The organism is Psychrobacter sp. ASPA161_6 (genome assembly GCF_051970285.1).
Taxonomy (GTDB): Bacteria; Pseudomonadota; Gammaproteobacteria; order Pseudomonadales; family Moraxellaceae; genus Psychrobacter; species Psychrobacter glaciei.
The window spans coordinates 295,042-317,661 of record NZ_JBEFNJ010000002.1 but is presented as its reverse complement, the minus strand read 5'-3'; the positions used below and the strand labels follow the sequence as shown (position 1 = coordinate 317,661).

General features: G+C 43.6%; 17 protein-coding genes. 11 read left to right on the top strand and 6 right to left on the bottom strand.

Annotated features, from left to right (window positions below; translation table 11 throughout):
- Positions 1–47 precede the first annotated feature (47 nt).
- Complete coding sequence (locus ACTQ9T_RS07405) at positions 48–1,187, bottom strand: FUSC family protein (protein ID WP_440464643.1); 1,140 nt, start codon at positions 1,185–1,187, stop codon at positions 48–50.
- A 405-nt stretch (positions 1,188–1,592) separates the two neighbouring features.
- On the opposite strand from ACTQ9T_RS07405, the gene ACTQ9T_RS07400 reads away from it, so the two are divergent.
- Together ACTQ9T_RS07400 and ACTQ9T_RS07395 are read left to right on the top strand one after the other, a co-directional pair.
- Positions 1,593–3,413 (top strand): acyl-CoA dehydrogenase C-terminal domain-containing protein, encoded by a 1,821-nt coding sequence (locus ACTQ9T_RS07400; protein ID WP_440464642.1) that lies wholly within the window; start codon positions 1,593–1,595, stop codon positions 3,411–3,413.
- 151 nt (positions 3,414–3,564) lie between these two features.
- Positions 3,565–4,032: a hypothetical protein gene (locus tag ACTQ9T_RS07395; RefSeq protein ID WP_440464641.1), complete on the top strand. Its 468-nt coding sequence runs from the start codon at positions 3,565–3,567 to the stop codon at positions 4,030–4,032.
- A 54-nt stretch (positions 4,033–4,086) separates the two neighbouring features.
- On the opposite strand, the gene ACTQ9T_RS07390 is transcribed toward ACTQ9T_RS07395, so the two are convergent.
- Together ACTQ9T_RS07390 and ybaK are read right to left on the bottom strand one after the other, a co-directional pair.
- Entirely contained in the window at positions 4,087–4,461 is a 375-nt protein-coding gene (locus ACTQ9T_RS07390) for a 5-carboxymethyl-2-hydroxymuconate Delta-isomerase (protein WP_440464640.1), read from the bottom strand.
- Positions 4,462–4,531: 70 nt separating this feature from the next.
- The gene (gene ybaK / locus ACTQ9T_RS07385) at positions 4,532–5,020 is read right to left on the bottom strand and encodes a Cys-tRNA(Pro) deacylase (RefSeq protein ID WP_440464639.1); all 489 of its coding nucleotides are present in this window, start codon (positions 5,018–5,020) and stop codon (positions 4,532–4,534) included.
- Between the two features lie 293 nt (positions 5,021–5,313).
- Between ybaK and plsB the strand changes: the two genes are divergently transcribed.
- A complete protein-coding gene (gene plsB / locus ACTQ9T_RS07380) occupies positions 5,314–8,091 on the top strand; it encodes a glycerol-3-phosphate 1-O-acyltransferase PlsB (protein ID WP_440464638.1) in 2,778 nt (925 codons plus the stop codon).
- 113 nt (positions 8,092–8,204) lie between these two features.
- Here the strand turns inward: plsB and ettA are convergent, their stop codons facing one another.
- Complete coding sequence (gene ettA, locus ACTQ9T_RS07375) at positions 8,205–9,866, bottom strand: energy-dependent translational throttle protein EttA (RefSeq protein WP_010200887.1); 1,662 nt, start codon at positions 9,864–9,866, stop codon at positions 8,205–8,207.
- Between the two features lie 515 nt (positions 9,867–10,381).
- On the opposite strand from ettA, the gene ACTQ9T_RS07370 reads away from it, so the two are divergent.
- The 4 genes from ACTQ9T_RS07370 (at position 10,382) to ACTQ9T_RS07355 (ending at position 14,556) form a co-directional block, all read left to right on the top strand.
- Entirely contained in the window at positions 10,382–11,686 is a 1,305-nt protein-coding gene (locus ACTQ9T_RS07370; protein WP_440464637.1) for a flavin reductase family protein, read from the top strand.
- 504 nt (positions 11,687–12,190) lie between these two features.
- Positions 12,191–13,525, top strand: a complete 1,335-nt coding sequence (locus ACTQ9T_RS07365) for a fatty acid desaturase family protein (RefSeq protein WP_440464636.1) — start codon at positions 12,191–12,193, stop codon at positions 13,523–13,525.
- 195 nt (positions 13,526–13,720) lie between these two features.
- Positions 13,721–14,014: a GNAT family N-acetyltransferase gene (locus ACTQ9T_RS07360; RefSeq protein ID WP_189583406.1), complete on the top strand. Its 294-nt coding sequence runs from the start codon at positions 13,721–13,723 to the stop codon at positions 14,012–14,014.
- A 248-nt stretch (positions 14,015–14,262) separates the two neighbouring features.
- Positions 14,263–14,556: a 4a-hydroxytetrahydrobiopterin dehydratase gene (locus tag ACTQ9T_RS07355; protein ID WP_010200883.1), complete on the top strand. Its 294-nt coding sequence runs from the start codon at positions 14,263–14,265 to the stop codon at positions 14,554–14,556.
- A 141-nt stretch (positions 14,557–14,697) separates the two neighbouring features.
- Here the strand turns inward: ACTQ9T_RS07355 and ACTQ9T_RS07350 are convergent, their stop codons facing one another.
- On the bottom strand, positions 14,698–14,853 hold the full coding sequence (locus ACTQ9T_RS07350) for a DUF1328 domain-containing protein (protein WP_010200882.1): 156 nt from the start codon (positions 14,851–14,853) through the stop codon (positions 14,698–14,700).
- A gap of 471 nt (positions 14,854–15,324) precedes the next feature.
- Here ACTQ9T_RS07350 and ACTQ9T_RS07345 point away from each other — a divergent pair, with 471 nt between their 5' ends.
- From ACTQ9T_RS07345 to ACTQ9T_RS07335, 3 genes are all read left to right on the top strand, one after another.
- On the top strand, positions 15,325–16,629 hold the full coding sequence (locus tag ACTQ9T_RS07345) for a saccharopine dehydrogenase family protein (protein WP_440464635.1): 1,305 nt from the start codon (positions 15,325–15,327) through the stop codon (positions 16,627–16,629).
- 445 nt (positions 16,630–17,074) lie between these two features.
- Entirely contained in the window at positions 17,075–17,911 is an 837-nt protein-coding gene (locus ACTQ9T_RS07340) for a hypothetical protein (RefSeq protein WP_440464634.1), read from the top strand.
- Between the two features lie 435 nt (positions 17,912–18,346).
- Positions 18,347–18,790 carry a hypothetical protein gene (locus tag ACTQ9T_RS07335; RefSeq protein ID WP_440464633.1) on the top strand — a complete coding sequence of 148 codons (444 nt, stop codon included), beginning with the start codon at positions 18,347–18,349 and terminating at the stop codon, positions 18,788–18,790.
- A 145-nt stretch (positions 18,791–18,935) separates the two neighbouring features.
- Here the strand turns inward: ACTQ9T_RS07335 and ACTQ9T_RS07330 are convergent, their stop codons facing one another.
- Positions 18,936–21,473, bottom strand: a complete 2,538-nt coding sequence (locus tag ACTQ9T_RS07330; protein ID WP_440464632.1) for a helix-hairpin-helix domain-containing protein — start codon at positions 21,471–21,473, stop codon at positions 18,936–18,938.
- A gap of 359 nt (positions 21,474–21,832) precedes the next feature.
- Between ACTQ9T_RS07330 and ompR the strand changes: the two genes are divergently transcribed.
- Positions 21,833–22,591, top strand: coding sequence for an osmolarity response regulator transcription factor OmpR (ompR, locus tag ACTQ9T_RS07325; protein ID WP_025651114.1), 759 nt, complete (start codon positions 21,833–21,835; stop codon positions 22,589–22,591).
- Positions 22,592–22,620: the final 29 nt, after the last annotated feature.

The following is a 22,620-nucleotide window of genomic DNA, read 5'->3' as shown; positions in this document are numbered from 1 at the left end:
AAAGGCGTATGAAGCCGAATCAGACAACTTTGTCATACGCCTTTCATTTATTCTTTCGTTGTCTGACCAAAACGCGCGAGCAGCCAAGCTTCTATTTGTCTTAGCGGCACACGCAAACGGCTTGAGTGTATGGCCAGACCACCGCTAAGCCCCACCACGCAACCAATCGTAGTATCAAGCATACGCACACGAATGATCTCCTCGGCGACAGGCGGCACCAGCGACATGCTGCCATATTCAGCGATAAATATCGTCAACGGCGTGATAAATACCACTGCCAAGCCGTAATGACGATCGACTAATGACTCGATACAGAGCATCATTATCAAAATAGCGATCGCAACGCCCCATATCGATAGCCCCCACGACAGCATCCAACTCGCCACTGCCATTCCCACTAATGTACCGAGTAAGCGATGCATTTGTTTGATCCACATCGTGCGTAGCTGCATGCCTTGAATAATGATGAAACAGCTCACAGCTGCCCAGTAGGGATAAGGCATCTTTAGCAAAATCGCGATGGCCAACGCCAAGCTCACAAAGCTGGCCACAATGAGACTGTCGCTAATCATGTCCGATTCATAAAGATAAACGGGCGCAGGCACAGTAGGACGCGTCGCTAATAAAAACAGACTATATAACAGCGCTAGTAACATCGACATGCCACCACCTAACATCACTAGCCCTGTTGCTGATAGTACTTGCGCCAACGGCACAGGAATAAATAACGCGATCGCCCCTGCCATCATCACAAACAATCCTGCCGGTGGCGGCTGTCGATAGTAACGACCCAACATGACGATAGCAAAAGCGAGCAATGCAAATACAGGCAATCTGAGCACAGGTATCTGCTGAGCGATCAGTCCGAGTGCAAAGCTCAACACCATGGCAAATCCCCACGCCATGACCGTCACCAAACGATACGGTAGTGTGCCTGACAACGGCAAGTTGAGGATAATCATCGCCCCCAGCGAAGCCTTAATACCCGAAGACAAAGCATCAAAATAAGCACCGACGAACACGGGGAAGCTAATGGCAATGGCAGCGATAATCGGCATATGCCATGGTCTTTTGCTGCGACTAACTGTTAACAAATGCGGCAACTCACCTAACACTAACGACTTAACATAGGCAAACCGTTCTGCCAGCCAAGTTATCCAACTTGCCTTACGCTTTGATGCGCTCATAAATCGATTTTCCTCTTGCCTCGATATTGCGCCGATTGATGAAACATTGTCTTTCTTACTTTAATTTGCACGATGTTTGAATGAAAATGACTCGTAATGCCATTATTTAAACGTGAATATTTTACCGACACATAACTTAATTTAATATACAATAATACGAATTATGAATATTAGTTATAAGTTATATATTTGTCGTTATAGAAGTCTTATACTTGGATAACTATCATAATAGTTAACTTTTATTAAGTAACACTTAGCGACTGTCATTACAGACGATATTTTAATAAGTTTAACTCACCATCTACAATATCATTCATTTGTATCAAAATAAGCAAACATCCGCTCGAATAAACTCTGGTTTTCAATCCTAAGTCTACGACAGCGAATTAACCAAAGAGACCGACTATGTTAACTTACAAAGCACCTTTACGTGATATCAAGTTTTTAATAAATGATGTGTTCGACTATCAAACGCATTATAAAAGCTTAGACAATGGCGAAAACGCTGACCCTGAAACCGTTGATATGATTCTTCAAGGTATGGCAGATTTTGCCGAAAACGTCTTGGCACCTTTATATCAGCCAGCTGATGCAGAAGGTTGTCATTTTGAAAATGGCGTAGTCACAACCCCTAAAGGTTTCAAAGACGCTTATGACCAGTTTGTAGAAGGCGGTTGGCAAGGTATTTCTTATCCTGAACAATACGGTGGTATGAACTTACCGACTTCATTGAACCTAATTAAAGCTGAAATGATCGGTACGGCGAACTGGCCATGGGCAATGTATCCTGGTCTATCTACAGGCTGTATCAACACCATCTTACAGTATGGTACAGATGAGCAAAAAGAGACTTATCTACATAAATTGGTCGAAGGCTCTTGGGCAGGCACCATGTGTCTGACTGAACCACAATGTGGTACTGACTTGGGTCAAGTAAAGTCGAAAGCCATTCCACAAGATGACGGTAGCTACAAGCTGGGCGGCACCAAAATCTTTATCTCAAGTGGTGAGCATGACTTAACAGATAACATCATTCACATTGTGCTAGCACGTCTACCGGACGCACCAGAAGGCACACGTGGTATTTCATTGTTTATCGTACCGAAATTTTTGCCGAATGCTGAAGGCGAAATTGGCGAGCGCAATGGCGTTTCTTGTGGTTCTATTGAACACAAAATGGGCATCAACTCATCAGCAACTTGTGTCCTAAACTTTGATGATGCGGTCGGTTACCTCATTGGTGAGCCAAACAAAGGCTTAAAAGCCATGTTTACCTTTATGAACACCGCTCGTATCGGTACTGGCATCCAAGGTTTGGCGCACACTGAGCTGTCTTTCCAAAACGCCCTACCTTATGCGAGAGATCGTCGCTCAATGCGTACGTTGTCAGGGACTAAAGATCCTGAGAAAGTAGCCGATGCGATCATTCATCATGCCGATGTCCGTCGTATGCTATTGACCCAAAAAGCCTTTGCTGAAGGCGGTCGCTCGATGATTTATCATTCAGCCCGCTATGCTGATAAAATGGCACAAGGCATCATCAATGGTGATGATGAAGAGTTTGAAAAATGGGATGATAAACTTGGCTTCTATACACCTATCCTCAAAGGCTTCTTGACTGAGCTAGGTATTGAAGCGGCCAAACACGGTCAGCAAGTATATGGCGGTCACGGTTATATCAAAGAGTGGGGCATGGAGCTGATTGCTCGTGATGCGCGTATCGCTACTATGTACGAAGGTACGACTGGTATTCAGGCACTTGATTTGCTCGGTCGTAAGGTTATCTTGCAGTCTAAAGGTAAAATCATCCGCGATTACACCTCAAGCATCATGAAATGGTGTGGCGAGTATGCACTTGATAAAGACATGCGTAAATTCGTTTGGGCATTGACCAAGCTTTGTGCTGAGTGGAATACCTTAACGGTTCGCTTGATGCTAATGGCTCGTAAAGACCGTGAAATCATCTCAGCAGCATCAGACGATTTCTTGATGTACTCAGGCTATGTCATGATGGGTTATCACTGGGCACGTATGGCGGCTGTCGCTTATGACAAGCTTGAAAATGGCGGCACAGAATCACCAGAGTTCTACAAAGCCAAAATCCAAACTGCTGAGTTCTACTTCGATAAACTGTTGCCACGTACCTCAGGTCACGCCGAAGGTATGGTTGCACCAAGCAGCAGCATGACTGCCATGAAAATCGAAAACTTTGCTTTCTTAGATTAAGATTTAAGTTCAAAAACAAATTCATCAATCATTGATAAAAAAAGCGCCTATTATTTAGGCGCTTTTTTATGCTTAACTAAAAGTCAGAGAATACTAGATCTGGAAATAATAGATAGATAACAAACTCAGTTAGGAGGCGATGATGTTGTCCATGAATAACAAGAGCACTTTGTTAACCGCACGAGTGATAAAAACGCTGTTGCTGAGTGCCACATTAATAGGTGTTAGCGCGAATAGTGCGTTGGCTAAAAGTAGCGACACTCCTATTCAGTTTGCTAAAGGTGCTATCAGTAGCACGGTAACTGGTCAGCTAAAGCCTAATGAAGATGAGCGCTGGTATCGTTTTCACGCCAACAGTTGGCAATATGCCATCATTAATATTGCATCACTTGCTGGTACGCCTGAGACTGCCAATGTCGGTGTGCTGCATATGCCCAATGGCACACAAGATGGCACCAAAGGCGGTATCATTTATCAAGGCTGCTTGCCTGCCACGGGGATTTATCGATTGCGCATTGCTCGTAATCTGATGGCCACCCAAGGTCAAACGGCAGGTTATAGCGTTGAAGTGATTGTCTTACCTAAGTATGCCAGCGAGCCACTGTGCGAGTATTTGTAGATTTACTAAAATACGAGTAACGGTAAAGCACACGGCAAATATTGATTAATAATACTATTCACCAAGCATTTTTTTATGATAGACCGCACTAATCTCTTCAACTTCCACGCATATCTGCAATGCTGAACGTCCCGATTGCGCGGCGCTCAACTGATCTTCTATCGTTGCGACCAATAGCTCTGCCAACTGATTGCGAACGGCAATATCGCGTCCTGTCATCATTTTTAGATGCGCGTAAATAAATCCATTGGCCTGCTCATCATCTTCCACACCCACCAGAAATGTTTGGATGGGTAGGATACGTGCTTTGATATCAGTTTGTTGTTTGAACTGACCACTGTCCCATAGCACTTTATTGAGCGACTTGAGCAATGATTCTTCATGAGCAAGACTGACGTTAGGCGTGACTTGGATAGTTAAATGCGGCATGAGTCTATCCTTAAAGAAGTGTGAATAATGAGTGAAAATTTAGTGTCCATATCAAGTCTGAGTTTAACCATTAGTCATCGGTAATATCAGCAAAACAGGCCTCAAGAGTGGCAGCCAATTGTGTCGGTGGTAATTCGATTTCTAACCCGCGGCGACCCCCGCTCACATAAATGGTTGGCTGCTGTTCAGCCGACATATCAATGACGGTCGTCAAGCGCTTCTTTTGTCCAAGGGGACTAACCCCGCCCAGTACGTAACCTGTACTACGTTCAACTTGCTTAGGGTCTGCCATTTGTACTTTTTTGCAGGCTATCAATTTATGAGCCGATAAGGCTTTTGCCATTTTTTTGAAGCTCAGCATTTTGTCCACTGGCAAAATAGCCACTGCCAGTGAGCCGTTGTCAGTGGCTACCACCAAAGTCTTAAACACTTGAGCTAATGGAATGCCCAGTTTTTCGGCAGCTTCCAATCCATAAGAAGCGGCATTACTGTCGTGAGTATATTCGTGCAGCTGATAATCAAGGCCGCGCTGTTTGGCAAGTTTGATAGCAGGAGTCATAGGTATTTAACTTATGGTTATGTAATTGAAATAAGTGAGAGTAAAGATTAGGGCGTATCCTCAATTCAACCGATAGCGATCTAAAGTTTGATATTTAGTAGTAGTTTACGCCACTATATCATTGCGCTAAAGCCTTTATACCTCAAATAATTAAGCATCTCACACGGTATTTAACTCTCGAAATGGTCACCAAATCGTATTAATATTAGCAGTATATACAGACACAATATATCGCTTTGATGGCTTTTATGGCATCATGAGGGCAATACAATTTACTAATTTTGATATCCATTATGATACCCAGTTTCTTAAAGAATAAGTTCCTAAAAAAACGGATTTTTAAAGCGCCAGTCGTGACCGATAGCCAGTCAGCGACAGGCAGCGATGCAGCAACCGATGACGCTGCAATTGCGACTAAGCCTTACTCGAATGCGCCCATCAATCAGCTATATCGCAAAGTATCGGGTCAACTGCTCGATATCGCTGTTAAGCCGAAGCTGTTGGGTGAATTGCCGGAGTTTGATACTGACGATCAGACGCTAAGGTTTTATGTGCTGCAAGATTATTCACGCTCCAACAGTATTTTGATCGATTTGCAGACGCAAGAGCACAATCTGCCACCAGCATTGGTTGGGGTAAATGACGCCGCCCATAATATTAAAGAGAATGCGGCCATCATATTTTTGCACCATCCCCATGCCAAAGACAGTCAGCTATCGCCGCGCCTTTCTCGTTTGGTGTCTGCTGTTTTACAGTATCCAGAGCTAAAAGTGCGTCTAGTGCCGGTATCTATATTGTGGGGACGCGCACCTGAGAAAGAAGACTCCCTCTTTAAGCTTTTAACGGCTGATAACTGGGAAGATCCCAGCATTACCAAGCAGTTATTTAATATTGGGGTGATGGGACGCGATACCTTTGTCCAGTTCCATCCACCGCAAGATTTGCGTACCCTTATTAATGACAATCTTAAAGGGCACGTAGAAGGTCCAGCTGTCTTTGATTCTGTTGCCACTGATTCAGTCAATTCAACTACTGATGGCACCAATGAGACGGATACCGTACCAAGTTATGCGTTGGTCGCAGCTGCCGATGGCAATCGTGAGATGGTGCGCATGCTGCAACAACAGCTCAAGATCTACCTAGACAAGCAGCGCGCCAGTATGCTCGGTCCTGATTTATCAGACAGACGCAACTTGGTCGATAAGCTGGTCTATTCACCAGCGATTAAGCATGCGATAGAAGCTGAGGCCGAAGCATCGGGGATCAATGTTCGTGACGCCCGTAGCCTCGCGAAGGGCTATGCCAATGAAATGGTGAATGACTACTCCTACCCGATTATTCGTGTCTTTGATCGATTTTTGACATGGTTATGGACACAGCTTTATGACGGTGTAGAAGTCCATCATTTTGAGCGAGTGCGCGAGCTGGCAACAGATCACGAAATCATCTACGTGCCTTGTCATCGTAGTCATGTCGACTATCTGCTACTGTCTTACGTTATCTACAAGCGTGGTCTGAGCATCCCTTACGTTGCAGCAGGTGATAACTTAGATGTGCCTGTCTTAGGTCCACTATTACGCGGAGCGGTGGCGTTTTATATTCGTCGTAGCTTCCGTGGTAATGCGCTTTATACCGCTGTGTTGCGCGAATACATGCATACGCTTATTACTCGTAATACGCCTATCGAATACTTCATCGAGGGCGGTCGCTCACGCTCAGGTCGTCTGCTACCACCAAAGATGGGCATGCTGGCGATGACTGTACACAGCCAGTTACGCCAAACCAATAAGCCAGTGGTATTCATTCCAACTTACATCGGCTATGAGCGGATTATGGAAGGCGGTACTTATGTGGGCGAACTAAAAGGCAAGCCAAAAGAGTCTGAATCTTTAATCGGCTTACTCAAAGTTGGTCGTAAAATTGAGCGCATCTTTGGCAATGTCCATCTAAGTTTTGGCAAACCGCTTCACCTTAGCGACTTTATGACAAAGTTCGATGTGGCAGCCAATAGCTTACCGACTGATCGCACTGATACCCCACTTGATGTCAAAACCAGCGCCATGGTCGATAATATCGGTGTAAAAATCATGCAGCATATCAATAAAGCTGCGGTGGTCAATCCCGTATCGTTACTGTCATTAGTACTCCTATCCGCTCCCAAAGCGGCACTAGATGAAGATATCTGCCGTGAGCAAATCGCGCTCTATCAAGGTCTTGCTCAGCAGCTAGCTTATTCAGAGGATACAGTCATCACTGATATGAGCCCGCAGCAGATTATCGATTATGGGGTCAAGCTCAAACTGATCGAACGTATTCCACATATTTTAGGCGACATCATTCAGGTCGCAGACAAGCAAGCAGCACTGCTTAGCTACTTCCGTAATAACATTTTGCATGTCTTTATTCTGCTATCATTCCTAGCTGCTTTAGTCGCGCGCAATGGACGTATCGAACGCAGTCGTTTGGATAATATTGCCGAGCAATTATATCCATTTTTACAAAGTGAGCTGTTTTTATATTATCCAGCACATGGCTTAGCCGAAACACTCAACAAAAAAGTAGATAATCTGCTCAGTCATGGACTGATCGTGGAGTTGGGTGATGGCGTACTTAGCGTCCCCGAGTCCAATAGCAAATGCTATCAGCAGCTACAAGTGCTTGCAACACCAGTTGAGCAAAGCCTTGAACGTTACTTTATGACGCTTGCCCTCCTTGCTCAACAAGGCTCTGGCAACCTGACTGAAAACGAAGTCGTTGATCTGTGCCACTTGCTCGGTCAGCGCTTGTCTGTGCTGTATGCGGATGACATTCCTGACTTCTTTGACCGCGCCTTATTTACTAGCTTTATTAGCGCTTTGACTCGCCTTGACTATCTACAAAAGGACGATGAAACGGGCATACTGACCTTTGATCACCGTATTCATGACATTGCGCATCATGCCAAATACGTGCTAACGCCTGATATGATGCAAATCTTGCAGCAAGTCGCCAGCTTAGATGAAGAGGAAATTACCCATGCGATTACTGAGATTAGTAATAAAAAGCAGCGTAAATTTGGGCGCAAGCGCTAATCTCTAGCTGGAATTGATTTATCACCAGTTATCTTAAGTAGATGAAGCACAAAAAAAGACCTCTAACGATTAGAGGTCTTTTTTATTGGATTGCAATATACTAAACAGCCGTATTAGTTCGTAATCTTCTTATACTTCATACGCTTAGGAGTGGCAGCATCACCCATGGTCTTTTTACGATAGGTCTCAAACTCAGAGTAGTTACCATCGAACCAAACAGGGCCTTCTTCTTCGAACGCCAAGATATGGGTGGCGATACGGTCAAGGAACCAGCGATCATGCGACACGACCATGACGGTACCTGGGAATACTTGGATCGCATCCTCTAGTGCACGCAGGGTTTCGATATCCAAATCGTTTGATGGTTCATCGAGGAGTAATACGTTCGCACCCTGCTTTAGCGTCTTCGCCAGTTGCAAGCGGTTACGCTCACCACCAGATAACTGCCCGACATGCTTCTGCTGGTCTGAACCTTTAAAGTTAAAGCGACCGATATAAGCACGACTTGGCGTGGTATATTCACCAACAGTGATGATGTCGAGGCCGTCAGACACTTCTTCCCAAACAGTTTTGCTATCGTCTAAGTTGTCACGTACCTGACCAACATAAGCGACTTTGACACTTTCACCCAAATCAACGGTTCCAGTATCTGGCGTATCACGTTCAGTAATCATGTTAAATAGCGTGGTTTTACCCGCACCATTTGGACCAATGATACCGACGATAGCACCTGCTGGGACGTTAAAACTTAGGTTTTCATAGAGCAAGCGATCGCCAAATGATTTAGAGATGTCATTAATCTCAATAACCTTGTTACCCAAGCGTGGACCAGGTGGAATATAAATCTCAGCCGTCTCGTTGCGCTGTTGGAACTCTGTTGAGTTCAGCTCTTCAAAGCGTTGTACACGAGATTTAGACTTGGCTTGTTGGCCTTTTTGGTTTTTACGAATCCACTCAAGCTCTTTTTTCAGCGCTTTAGCAAAGGACTCTTCTTGCTTATTCTGCTGCTCTAGACGCGTGTTCTTTTGCTCTAGCCACTCAGTATAGTTGCCTTCATACGGATAGCCATGGCCACGGTCAAGCTCCAAAATCCACTGCGCGACATTATCCAAGAAATAGCGATCATGGGTAATGGCAACGATAGTACCGCTGTAGTTCTGCAAGAACTGCTCAAGCCATGCGACAGATTCGGCGTCCAAATGGTTGGTCGGTTCGTCAAGTAATAGCATATCAGGGCGTGATAATAGCAAACGACATAGCGCCACACGGCGTTTTTCACCACCTGACAGTTTACTAACATCTGCATCCCATGGCGGCAGACGTAAGGCATCAGCGGCTTTTTCTAACTGAGTGCTTAAGTTATGGGCATCCCATGTTTGGATGATGTCTTCCATTTTGCCTTGCTCTTCAGCAAGTTTATCGAAATCTGCATCAGGTTCAGCGTATTCAGCATAGATAGCATCTAAACGAGCGAGCGCATCTAACGCTTCGCGCATGCCGTCTTCGACGTTACCACGTACGTCTTTGCTGTCGTCAAGCTGTGGTTCCTGCGGCAAATAGCCGATTTTGGTGCCCGTTTGCGCGCGTGCTTCGCCGCTAAATTCTGTATCCACACCTGCCATGATGCGTAGCAAGGTTGATTTACCTGAGCCGTTGATACCGAGTACACCGATTTTGGCACCCGGAAAAAACGATAGGTTGATATTTTTTAGGATTTCACGCTTAGGTGGAACAAGTTTTGACACGTTGTTCATCGTGTAAATATATTGAGCCATTAACACTCCGATAGACTGCATAGAAGAGGCAAGCAAATCATACTTAGCAATGATGCCAAGCGTGCTGCACCTCAAAATCAGGGTTACAAATTATAGGCCATTATCGCATTGTGGCGCATACCCTGCAAGCTAGTAGATGGCTTTAGCACTCTTTGGCATTGATTTCGTATTTTTGCACCTATAAGCGCAAGTTTTTACGCCTATCAGCACAAGATTATTTGCTTGAATGCAGCCTATAATAGTCAGTATAAGCCCTAATTTGAACAATAATCATATCACCCTGATACGCTTCTGTTTTATAAACTCCACAAAAAGTTGCAGCAAATTTTTCGCAAAATTAATGAATAGCCGTTAAGATATTAGATATTCTTAATAAAATATTTCAGTAATTGTAGAGTTGTTTTGTCTGTTCTAATATGTATAAACGCTGATAAAAATAACGGCAAAAGCACTTAGGTGAGCAGTCAAACGCACGACTTTACAATGATTGAAAAGCATATGATAAAAGGTATTCTATGACGACCGGCTACCGCCCTGAGATTATCCAACGCGCGTTCGTTGATTTCATTGGGTCGCGCCTGCATCCGTTTTGGTCATTGACCACACCAAAACTTCGCCTTGTGGCACGGCAAGTGCTCAATGAAGAACTGATTGCGCTGCAATTTGAAGTCAATCAGGCATTCAAACGACAGGCATTTTCGGTCAACGATAGCTGGCAAGGTGGTCAATATATTCATTTGACCGTACCTATCGATGGCATCAATCATCAGCGCAGTTACTCGCTGGTTGGGCTGTTTCCTCAGCCAAAAAATTTATATGATGCTATTTTCACTAAGAACTTTGTAGACAATAGTGTTGCTAATAACGCTGACCATAATACTGAGGATCGCGCTAGCAATACTCTACATGCTACCGTCACTATTGCTATCAAATCGCAAGGGCTGGTTTCGGACTATCTGACCAGACAAGCGCCACTTGGTACGGTATTTAATAGTAGCGTTCCGAGCGGTGACTTTACCTTAGCGGATACATCAGAAAAATTAGCCAAGCAAAAAAGTGGACTGCCACACTCTGAGCAGTCGCCCCTCTTATTTGTCGCTGGTGGTAGCGGTATTACCCCAATGTTAGGGTTGATTACTCAAGCATTGACACAACGACGTCACGTTACTTTGTTATATTATTATCGTTCGACATTGGCAAGAGCGCCTTTTCAAGCGTACTGGCAACGACTAGCTACCACCTATCCCAACTTTGCTTATTATATGGTTAATACCACTGATCCAAATAACCACAGTAGCCAGCTAGCAGGCACGCGACATTTAGACGCTGATACTTTATCACTGCTACCATTATCATTAGCAGAGTCGACGATATTCGCTTGCGGCTCATCCTCATTATTAGCAGGGCTTTACCGCGCCCTTGACACACTAAGCCCGCCAACAGATAAAGAGAGCTTAACTAACAAGCACTCACTACGAGACAACGTGATTATCGAACATTTTGGCACGGCATTGACCGATGCTGATATGAACGTTGGCACAGATGAGTCAAGCAAAACGGCAGATATAGCAGCACAAACGGTATATTTACGCGGGCGACAGCAGCAGTTTAGTAGTCGCACCACCTTGCTTTTAGGGGCTGAGCAAGCAGGCATACGGCTGAGCTATGGTTGTAGACAAGGAATATGCCAGCTGTGTCGCTGCCAAAAAATAAGCGGTGTCGTCAAAAATATCCAAACGGGCAAAGTGAGCAGCAATGGTTATGAATCTATTCAGACCTGTATCAATATACCAATGACAGAAGTTATTTTAGATGTATAAAGCATATTGCTTCTATTAAGCGGCTATTTTTAATAGAGACTCATAGATATTTTTTATAGATAGACTTACAGTGTTGGTACCGCCTTATTAACGGTTTTGAAGCATTTAAAATACCTTGTGAACTCAAAATAAAGCCCCGCTCACTCATTAATTATTCTTATCATTATTACTGTTTAATTAAGACCTGCCCTAGGGCGTGTCATCATTTAGATTGTGAGGCTTAAAATGAGAAAAATTGCAGCCAAACAAGGAAGAAATTGCCGTAAATATGAACATATTGACAAAATTGCTGACGATGTTTGGCAAAATTTAGCCATTTTAAGACCACTAAATGTATCAATGTGCTAATTGATGACATGCCCTAGGTAAACTAACTAAAATACAGCAACTTGTACCAGATTTCGATAGATTAACATTGGTGCATATTATATGCTAAAACTCACTTGAATCATTGGACCGACGCTGTCGTCTGACACCCTAAGCAGTCTCGGTTAAGGACTATCTATGCGCTTATTACCCTCTATGTTCACCGCACAGTCTGCCGTGCCTACATTTTCTGGATTAACGACTGTACCGCCAAAACAAGGTTTATATCCAACTTTGAGCGGCTCGCAATTGTCAAAAGCGCGTACAGAAGCATTGGCTGCTGAGTTAAACACTCTGTATCAGAGCGTGATGGACTCACTGGGTGCTGAGGATGCTCGCTATATTCAGCGCGTTTATACCACCGTCGTCTATAGTGAAGTGCTGGCACGTGGTCTACTGGCTGTCGCAGGTCGACTGTCATCACGACGACGTATAGTGGCGACTTGGTTATTGGGTACTTCCTTACTAAGTTTTAGCAAAATCTTAAACAATATGGAGCTTGGTCATAATGTCATGCACGGGCAATATGACTGGATGCAGCATCCGCATCTGAATAGTAAGCAGTTTGATTGGGACATCGTTTGTCCTGCCCCACTATGGCAGCATTCGCACAATTATTTGCACCATACTTATACCAATATCGTTGGTCGCGATCATGATGTGGGTTACCATTTGATTCGAGTGACTGACGAGCAGCCTTGGGTGCCAGAAGATCGCTACAACCTGCTTAGTACCGCAGGACTGGCACTTGGATTTGAGTGGGCAGTTGCTTTTCATGATATTCAAATCAGTACCGATGAGTATGCGGACTCTCCTGATCTGCATAACATCATGCAGCAAAAATCTCGCGCTTTATTTGCCAAAATCGGTCGACAAGTGGGCAAAGACTATATCGCCTTGCCAGCCTTAGCAGCAGTAACGATGGGGCGTCGTAGCGGCATAAGTACATTAAGCGGCAATTTCACTGCCAATATCGCTCGCAATATCTGGACGTGGGCAGTGATATTCTGTGGTCACTTTACCGAACAGGCGCATATCTACACCCATCTCGATGCTAACGAAAGCAAAGGGGACTGGTATGTCCGTCAAATCCTTGGCTCTAGTAATATTCAAGGTAGCAAATGGTTTCATCTTTTAACGGGTAATTTGTCACACCAGATCGAGCACCATATCTTTCCTGATATGCCCGCTCGCCATTACGCTCGTATCGCGCCACAAGTACAGGCAATCTGCCAAAAGTATGGCTTGTCTTATAACACTGGTCGGTTTGGTCGCCAATTCAAACAAGTAATAGGTCGTATCAAGCATTTTAGCAAACCAAGTGCAGAAGAATGGCAGGCACATTTGCAAGCACAATCCAATCTACCAGCGCATGCAAATAATGTTGTCGAACCAAAAGATGAACCGCTCATGCGCGGCTTAAGCAAATATCTACCGCCTGTGGTGCAAAACGCCTTATTTTATGCCAAGTAGATGTTATAAGAATGAACGGTAACATTTCGCCTATCTGTATTTACCATAAGCATTCGTAAGTATCTATTATATCTATGAGCAATGACTCATAATAAAGATTGGCAATGACTCACATAAAGAAATAACTAATTATAAAAACAAGTCATTTCATACAAACATTAATAATGCGAAAACTTATAAAAAATGGAGTGCTATATGAACGATAATATTGACAAAAAACACTTAGATATTGTCCATGATGAACAAGCCAAACGTTTTGAGACCTCAATCAATGGTCACACTGGCTATATCAGCTATCAAGAACGCGACGGAAAGCTCGTCTATGACCATACGATCGTACCGCAAGAATTGGGTGGACGCGGTGTCGGTTCAGGTCTAGTCAAACATGCGCTAGACTATGCGCGCGAACAGGATAAAAAAGTCGTGCCACAGTGCTCGTTTGTCGCCTCTTACATCAGCAAACACCCTGAGTATCAAGATTTGGTATAGTCGAATACCATCCTTTAGCTCTATTAAAATCCAACAATTGATGCCACACTACCCTCCTATTTGTTTGCTATCTACAATCATATGTTTATCGTTAAATATATGACAAGATGTCGAATATAGGTGGGTTTTTTGTCCTATTCTAATCATAAAACCCATATAGCATTTACTAAAATGGAGAAGTCTACCAATAACCAAAAGCTAGCGAATACTCGACCAGTAAATCCAACATAATAATAAAGGAGAACACTATGAGTAGTTTATCTGACAAGCAAATTGATCTACAGCTAGAAGACTTGGCTGGCTGGCAGCGCGATGGCAACGGTATCATTAAGAGCTATAAATTTAACGACTTTATCGAAGCCATAAGCTTTATGAACCAAGTTGCATTTCACGCCGAAGCACTCGAACATCATCCTGAATGGCACAATACTTATAACGTCGTAGATGTGCGTCTAACGACCCATGATACGGGCGGTATTACCAGTCTTGATATTCGCTTAGCTAAACGCATGGAACATATTGTTCAGCCCAAACATTTATAATTATTTAGCTCGCCTCTTTTATATATAGAGACGTATTTAATACCTCAAGCAATACCTTTAGTAAAAAATCCCCATAAAAAAAGTCCTCAATCGAGGACTTTTTTTTATTACTGAATAACGTTTATTTCGTTCAACTTATCATTACATTTTACGACTAACAAACGCGACAATGAACAAGATCACAGCCAATGCTAGCAAAATGTATGCGAAGTTTGCAGACAGTCCAGCGACACCGCCAAACCCTAGAAAACTTGCGATAAGTGCGATTACGGCAAAAATAATAGCCCAGCGAAACATAGATTTCTCCTCAATAATTATCAAAAATCAGATGCTAAGACACATATAACAGACCTTATAAACGACCGTTACTAATATTTGCCTTACCTCATCCAATATCCATTTTAAGTTGTTGTTTTTTTTAATACTGTCTATAACTGCTTACAAACATAGATTAGCAATGTTTCGCACCGATAAACGTTCATTTTGGTAATAATATCGGTAGGTTATGTAACCTTTGTAGCAAATCTTAATATGCTGATATTTTTTCTTGGCTTTTCGAGATTTATATGTAGAGATAGTAAAATACCCCTCAATCACTAGCATTTTCCTCTTATAGTCTGCTATAAACCATCACAGTTCACACTAACGGGTTTCTACTTACGGTTAACATGTCTTAGAATAGAGTCAATGGCATATAAAAAATGATTTTTTATTTCTACCATTCAGTATGAGATCACATATAAAAAACACTTATTAAGGATAATAAATATGGCTACAAATACGGATACCTCAAAGACTATCAATGCAGCAGATGATAATAAGCAGACCAGTAGCGAACAGCGTCCTTACACCATCGTCTTATATGGTGCGACAAGTTTCGTTGGGCAAATCACCGCCCATTATTTAACAAGCTTTTTGTCTGATGCCAAAAATAAAAATGGTGATAGCGTCACGTGGGCGATAGCGGGTCGTGACGAGGACAAGCTTAACGAATTACAGTCCAAGCTTGAGAACAAAGTAGACATCATTATAGCCAACAGTAAGGACGCTACCAGTCTTGATAAGATGACCAAACAAACACAAGTCATTATCTCAACCGTCGGCCCTTACCTAAAATATGGTGAGCCGTTGATCAAGTCTTGCGCCGAAAATGGTACAGACTATGTCGATCTCACCGGTGAAGCTATCTTTATCAAAGACATGATGGATAAATATCAAGAAACTGCCAAACAAAGCGGTGCTCGTATCGTCAACTCCTGTGGTTTTGATTCTATCCCGTCAGATTTGGGCGTTTATTTTACCCAGCAGCAGGCAGAAGCTCAGTTCGATAGCACTTGTGATGTGATTCACATGCGCGTAAAAGCGGCGAAAGGTGGCTTATCTGGTGGTACGATTGCCTCGATGGCGACCATCTTTGAAGAAGTGGGACAAGATAAATCACGTCGTAAGCAAGTGGCAAACCCTTATCTGCTCAATGATGATAAAGACGTGCCTAGCGTGCGCCAAGCCAATATCAGCAAGCCAGAATATGACAGTGAGCACAAACGCTGGTTGGCTCCTTTTGTGATGGCAAGCATCAATACCCGTATCGTACATCGCAGTAACCAACTACTCGGCTATGAATATGGACGCGACTTTAAATATGACGAAGCCATGTGGATGACAGATGGCATAAAAGGTAAGCTGTCAAGCTATGCACTGAGCGCTGGACTGTTAGGATTTGCCACCGCGATGATGATTAAGCCAAGCCGCGAGCTACTGTCCAAGCACGTCTTACCAAAAGCTGGTTCTGGCCCGTCAAAGTCTGATCAAGATAATGGTTACTACGATATTCGTCTCTTTGGCCAAACTGCCAATAAAGACACCATCAATACCAAAGTAACGGGCGACAAAGATCCTGGCTATGGCAGTACATCACGCATGCTGGCACAAGCGGCCTTGTGTTTAGCGCAAGATATTAGCAAAGACGATGTCTGTGGTGGGTTTTGGACGCCAGCATCTGCAATGGGCAACAAACTGTTAACGCGCCTAGAAACGCATGCAGGTCTTAGCTTCGAAATAGTCGAGGGTTAGACTTTTATAGATTATAGAGTGATAAAGTCTTAAGTTTTACTAACCGTATCTTGGTAACAGGGTACGGTTTTTTAATAGGTAAAATTTCCCATGATTTTTTAGCAGATGTTAATAAATAATAATAACGTACATTTTTGGTGAACAATGTTGCCAGTTTTCCCTTTTTTTATACATTATGCTACACATTCTTAGCCTGATGTCACAGCCATCTATTAGCAACTGACGTAGCATTGAAAACGTTAAAGTAAAGAAACATTAAGACAGAAACATTTAATTAGAAATTACGACGTTATTTATTAAGTAAGTGATTTTATTAAGTAAGGAATTACTTCACTAATAATTTTCATTAATGACACGCCCTAATGACTCAGTATAAAAATAAGCCATACAAGCAAGCCACCATTCTGACTACAACACATTTATTTATAATTAAAAGGAATTAACTATGAAATTGAATATATTAACCGCCGCTGTCATCACCTCAGGTCTGGCAATGATTGGCAGTAATGCAAATGCTGGGATGACGACCGATACTCACGGCAACGTAGGCTACGACAGTTACGACGAGTGCGTCACCGCTGTCAAAGATGGCTCAGCCAAATTTTATACCCCTTATACGTATCAAAATCCCAAACGCCAAGCTGGTGAAACCTCTATCAAAAAGATGCGCTTATCTGATGTTATGATTCCACAGAATGTCGTTGACAGCAATAACTTGAATACTAGCGACTATACAGCAGGCGCTTGTGATTTAGGCGTTGGACAATCGAATGGTCGCTACGGCGTGTCGGGTGCCTTGGTCGGAAAATACGTTCCCATTGCTGCTGATATGCCAGTCAACGTTTATATGGACAAAACCGGCAATCCTGTTCGTCTAAGTATGCAACAGTGTGACAATCATTTTAGCACCAAATTCCCGACACCGATTATGGCTGAAGTCACTGAAGCTGACGCGCCAGAAGCACAACTTGCGATTACTGAAGAGCGTAGTGTAGAGCCAGTCATTATCGAAACCACTCGTGTTATTCGACCCGCTAAGTATCGGGTAAAAGAAGTAATCGTCGCTCCCGTGGATCAAATCAAACGTGTCAACACGGCTAACGGTACTGCCATTGCTGTAGAAGACGCTGGACGTACCGTCGTCGTTGGCGAAGCAGCAGATGCCGAGGTAATCGACAGTACAGAAATTAGCCAGACTTTCCCAGTTATCCGTGTCCCTGATAATGACTTACAGCAGCGCGTTATCGACCCTACGACTGGTAGATATGTCATCGTCGAATAGTTTTTTCTACAGGACAAAGGCTTGACTCTCAGTAGGTCATGCGCTTATTTAGTAACCGACATACCTAAAGATAAGGTGGCAGCGCTCATATTCTTACCTGACAATAAGAATACAATAGTTGCACAAAGTCACCTGCGAGCGCTTGTCTGTTAGATTTTTAATCTATGTACTACTGAAATATTAATGGCTTAGTTGGTATTCTCTTGCTTAGAGTTTTATTAGATGATTTTATAAAGCTTTTCGTTCAAATTGGTCATGATAATCGCTATACGGTTGTCATGATTTTATTTTATCTACACATTAAATGTTAGATATACTAAATATATATATTCAAAATACTAAATTAATTTATGATAAACGAAAGCATATAAATAAGCGTCAAGTTTGAAATACTTTAAGCTGACACTATAAGAATGCAAACTGAGGAATCAACTGATGAAAAACCGTACCCTACCTTTATCGTTACTTATTGGCGCTGCACTTACTATCCCAAGCTTGGCCATGGCAGCACCTGCTGAGACTGCACAAGCAGATATGCAAAATGCTACTACCGCTACCACACTCGAGACTGAAGCTGTAAATGCTGACAATCAATCAGTACCAAATCAATCTAATTCGATTCAGATCAGCGAAACTCAGCGCATCTCAAGAGCAAGCGTGAATAGCAACGCTAATCAACAGCAAATGGCGCCTAAGCTTCAAGCACAACAACAAGATCAAGATATGCAAGTACAACAACAAGAGATGCAGCAAGCACAGCAACAAGCCATGCAAGCACAACGACAGGCTATGCAAGCCGAACAACAAGCGATGCAAGATCCAGAAGAAGACATGCTAGATGAAGAGGATTTATTAGAGTCGGAACAAGACGACCAATAAGCTGAGTTATTAGCCACACTAAAGCACTTCTAGTAATATATGTTTCAAATATATTCCCAATAAAAAAGGCAGCCTAATGGCTGCCTTTTTTATTGATTATTGCTGTTAATTATTTAGAAACGACTTAAGAAATCCATAAAGCCACTTATTTTTTAGTTTTAGTCACACCTGCTTCTTGCAGCAATGCACCCAACGTACCCATTTTGCTCGGCACTTCTGTTTTATCAGCCCTTGGCGCTTTGCTACGATTGTTGCTCGCGTTGTCTTTATCCTGACGCTTACCACGTGGCTTAGACGGACGTTTATCAGCAGCTGGGCGACTGCTAGTTGGACGGTCACTACGCGAGCGATTACCCTTCTCATCAGAACCAGCATCTCTCGCAGTAGGTTTTGCTGCTGGGCGTGCAGGTTTCTCAGATTCAGGCTTCATGCTAAACCCGATACGACCACGTTTTTCATCAATAGAGATAACACGAACTGACACGATATCACCCGGCTTGACGCGGTTCATTGGATCGGCAACGAAATCATTGGCCATCTGTGAGATATGCACTAAGCCATCTTGATGGACACCAACGTCAATAAAGCAACCAAAAGCCGTCACATTGGTAACCACGCCTTCTAACGTCATTCCTTCGCTCAGATCTTTGATGCTATTGACATCGTCACGGAAATTAGCTGTTTTGAACTCAGGACGTGGATCGCGAGCAGGTTTGGCAAGTTCTTCGATAATTGCTTTTACACTGATATTGTCATCATTTGCAGCGATCGCAGTAGTGTCGATCGTGTTTAGTACACCATCATTCCCCAATACTTCCGGCAATGCTTTACCGGTTTGCGCAAGTAAGCTATCAACCAGCGCATAGCTTTCTGGATGTACGCCAGTCGCATCAAGTGGATTGCTACCGTCGTGTATACGTAAGAAGCCTGCTGCCTGCTCAAATGTCTTAGCACCCAAGCGTGGGACATTCTTCAATGACTCACGACTGTCGAATGCACCGTGCTCTTTGCGATAAGTGACAATTTGCTGGGCGACGTTTTTATTCAAACCAGCAATGTGTGCCAAAATAGCAGGGCTTGCCGTATTCACATCAACCCCAACCGCGTTTACGCTGTCTTGGGTCACTTTATCTAGACTATCTGCTAGCTGAGTCTGATTCACATCATGCTGATATTGACCAACACCAATCGCTTTTGGATCTACTTTGACCAGCTCTGACAACGGATCTTGTAAGCGACGCGCGATAGAAACCGCACCGCGTACAGAGACATCTAAATTGGCAAGCTCATCACTGGCAAGCTCACTCGCCGAATAAACAGAGGCGCCAGATTCATTGACGATGACGGCTTTGGCTTTTAGCTCAGAATTGGCAGCCAAAATTTCTTTAATCATCGCATCTGTTTCGCGGCTCGCCGTACCGTTACCGATAGCGACCAAATCAACGTTGTAAGTGCTTAACAGCTCATCGATGACTTTTTTAGCTGCATCCATCTTATTATCAGGGGCAAACGGATACACGGTAGCGACAACTGGCTTGTCTTCGTTATCCAACATGACATGACCTTGGGCATCAACGATGGACATTTTTACGCCATGACGAATACCAGGATCAACGCCTAAGATAACCTTACGACCAGCAGGTGCTGACATCAATAGGTGCTGTAAATTATTGGCAAACACATCAATCGCATCTGCTTCAGCGGTCAAACGTTTTTCAGTCAATAAACGATGCTCGATATGCGGACGCCATTTTTCTTTCCACAAGCTACTCGCCGCTTCTGCTAAAAACTCACGACGGGCAGCAGGTGCCTTGGCATCGATATCAAAATGAGCAATAATCTTTTCGATAAAAGGAGTATCTTCGCCTTCAATTTTGAGACCCAAAACGTTTTCTTGGCGACCACGTAGCATCGCTAATAGGCGATGATTCGGTAGACGAGCAAGGCTTTCACTGTGCTCAAAATAGTCTTTAAATTTCTCGCCGACTTCTCGCTTATCATCACTGGCAACTGCCGAGACGATGCTGGCCGTTTTGGCAAAACCACTGCGTAAGTTATCCAGCAGATCTAATGCCTGCGTCCATTCATCAACGATGATGGCTTGTACGCCAGCCAACTGCTTGTCGATATCGCTAAAGTCGACCTCAATCTCATTACCGCTATCGTCAGAGATACTAGATGGCGCTTGATAGTCAGCCAGTGCCTCTGTTGGGGTAATCTCTTGTATTAAGACTGCTTGAGCAGCCACATCGAGACCGGCAGCGCGTGCTTTGGCCGCTGGTGAACGGCGACGCGGACGATAAGGCAAGTAGATGTCTTCAAGCTCAAGTTTAGACGTCGCGTTATCAATACGCGTCTGTAGCTCGTCGGTCAAATTGCCTTGCGTACTAAGCAGCTCAGTAATTTTAAGGCGACGCGTTGCCATGTCGCGCTCATAATTGAGCGACTTCTCTAAAGCACGCAGCTGCGCATCGTCAAGATTCTGCGTTTTTTCTTTACGGTAACGCGCGATAAACGGAACGGTCGCGCCTTCATCATAAAGTTTGACAAACGCATTGACTTGAGCAGTCTTAATGCCAAGCGCGCGAGCAAGCTTGTCGTGAATATTCGCGTGTGTGGTTGCATCCAAAACCTGTGCATTTGTCGAGGTTTGAGATGGCGTTAAGGTATCAGTGCTACTCATAGACGTATCAATCGTTGATAAATGGTGTTTGGCATTATAGCAAAAGCTGCATGAATAAAAATCCTTTTTATCTTTTCCTTATTTATCTGTGATTTTATAGCTTAATTCGGTTGCTATCCTAAGTTCTGTAGCCTTGTTAAACAAACGCATACAGCATTTATGCCTACAGGTGATGCAATTGGCGGTGCAATCTTATACACTAAAGTACCAAGAGCACAAATATTGATACGTACTGACGAATTGAACAAAAGTTTTTTATTTATATGCAATTTCTATAATAAATGGCTCAACCATAAAATAACGACAGTGTTTTTGCTGATAATTTCTACTAATAATAATTTTTATAAGAGGATGCCTGTATGCCTGACAATAACAGCCCCGATACTTTGACTCAGCGTATCTTAGTGGTCGATGATGATGCCCGTCTGCGTTCTTTATTACAACGCTTCCTAGAAGATGATGGCTTCGTCGTTCGTACTGCCCATGATGGCAGTCAAATGGACAAGTTGATGCAACGTGAGCTTTTTTCTTTGGTGGTGTTGGACTTGATGCTACCGGGTGAAGATGGCATTAGTATTTGCAAGCGTCTGCGTGAAGACAATGGCGATATTCCAATCATCATGCTGACTGCAAAAGGCGGTGATGCTGATCGTATCGCTGGTCTTGAAGCGGGCGCGGATGATTATCTGCCTAAGCCCTTTAACCCAAAAGAGCTGCTTGCTCGTATCAAAGCGGTACTGCGTCGTCAAAATCGTGAGCTGCCGGGTGCGCCAAGTCATCAGCTAGAAGTGGTTGAGTTTGGACCTTGGACACTTGATTTATCGACTCGTACGCTCAAACGTGACGGCAACGTCGTTACCTTAACGACTGGTGAATTTTCAGTACTAAAGGCATTGGTTCAGCATCCCCGTGAGCCGTTAACTCGCGATAAGCTGATGAATCTAGCCCGTGGTCGTGAATGGGGTGCGATGGAGCGTTCAATCGACGTACAAGTCTCACGTCTGCGCCGCCTCATTGAAGACAACCCTTCGCAAGCCCGCTATATCCAAACCGTTTGGGGTGTAGGCTACGTGTTCGTTCCTGACGAAGCTGAAGTTGAAACGGCAAAAAGTGAATAGTATTTACTTTATAGTTGCTGCTTTATAAC

Excerpts from the sequence above, each read along its gene's own strand:
- ACTQ9T_RS07355 (WP_010200883.1), top strand. The coding sequence starts at position 14,263 with ATGAGTAGTTTATCTGACAAGCAAATTGATCTACAGCTAGAAGACTTG.
- ACTQ9T_RS07400 (WP_440464642.1), top strand. The coding sequence starts at position 1,593 with ATGTTAACTTACAAAGCACCTTTACGTGATATCAAGTTTTTAATAAAT.
- ACTQ9T_RS07405 (WP_440464643.1), bottom strand. The coding sequence starts at position 1,187 with ATGAGCGCATCAAAGCGTAAGGCAAGTTGGATAACTTGGCTGGCAGAA.
- ACTQ9T_RS07330 (WP_440464632.1), bottom strand. The coding sequence starts at position 21,473 with ATGAGTAGCACTGATACCTTAACGCCATCTCAAACCTCGACAAATGCA.
- ACTQ9T_RS07345 (WP_440464635.1), top strand. The coding sequence starts at position 15,325 with ATGGCTACAAATACGGATACCTCAAAGACTATCAATGCAGCAGATGAT.
- ACTQ9T_RS07395 (WP_440464641.1), top strand. The coding sequence starts at position 3,565 with ATGAATAACAAGAGCACTTTGTTAACCGCACGAGTGATAAAAACGCTG.
- plsB (WP_440464638.1), top strand. The coding sequence starts at position 5,314 with ATGATACCCAGTTTCTTAAAGAATAAGTTCCTAAAAAAACGGATTTTT.
- ybaK (WP_440464639.1), bottom strand. The coding sequence starts at position 5,020 with ATGACTCCTGCTATCAAACTTGCCAAACAGCGCGGCCTTGATTATCAG.
- ettA (WP_010200887.1), bottom strand. The coding sequence starts at position 9,866 with ATGGCTCAATATATTTACACGATGAACAACGTGTCAAAACTTGTTCCA.
- ACTQ9T_RS07370 (WP_440464637.1), top strand. The coding sequence starts at position 10,382 with ATGACGACCGGCTACCGCCCTGAGATTATCCAACGCGCGTTCGTTGAT.
- ACTQ9T_RS07360 (WP_189583406.1), top strand. The coding sequence starts at position 13,721 with ATGAACGATAATATTGACAAAAAACACTTAGATATTGTCCATGATGAA.
- ACTQ9T_RS07390 (WP_440464640.1), bottom strand. The coding sequence starts at position 4,461 with ATGCCGCATTTAACTATCCAAGTCACGCCTAACGTCAGTCTTGCTCAT.
- ompR (WP_025651114.1), top strand. The coding sequence starts at position 21,833 with ATGCCTGACAATAACAGCCCCGATACTTTGACTCAGCGTATCTTAGTG.
- ACTQ9T_RS07350 (WP_010200882.1), bottom strand. The coding sequence starts at position 14,853 with ATGTTTCGCTGGGCTATTATTTTTGCCGTAATCGCACTTATCGCAAGT.
- ACTQ9T_RS07365 (WP_440464636.1), top strand. The coding sequence starts at position 12,191 with ATGCGCTTATTACCCTCTATGTTCACCGCACAGTCTGCCGTGCCTACA.
- ACTQ9T_RS07335 (WP_440464633.1), top strand. The coding sequence starts at position 18,347 with ATGAAAAACCGTACCCTACCTTTATCGTTACTTATTGGCGCTGCACTT.
- ACTQ9T_RS07340 (WP_440464634.1), top strand. The coding sequence starts at position 17,075 with ATGAAATTGAATATATTAACCGCCGCTGTCATCACCTCAGGTCTGGCA.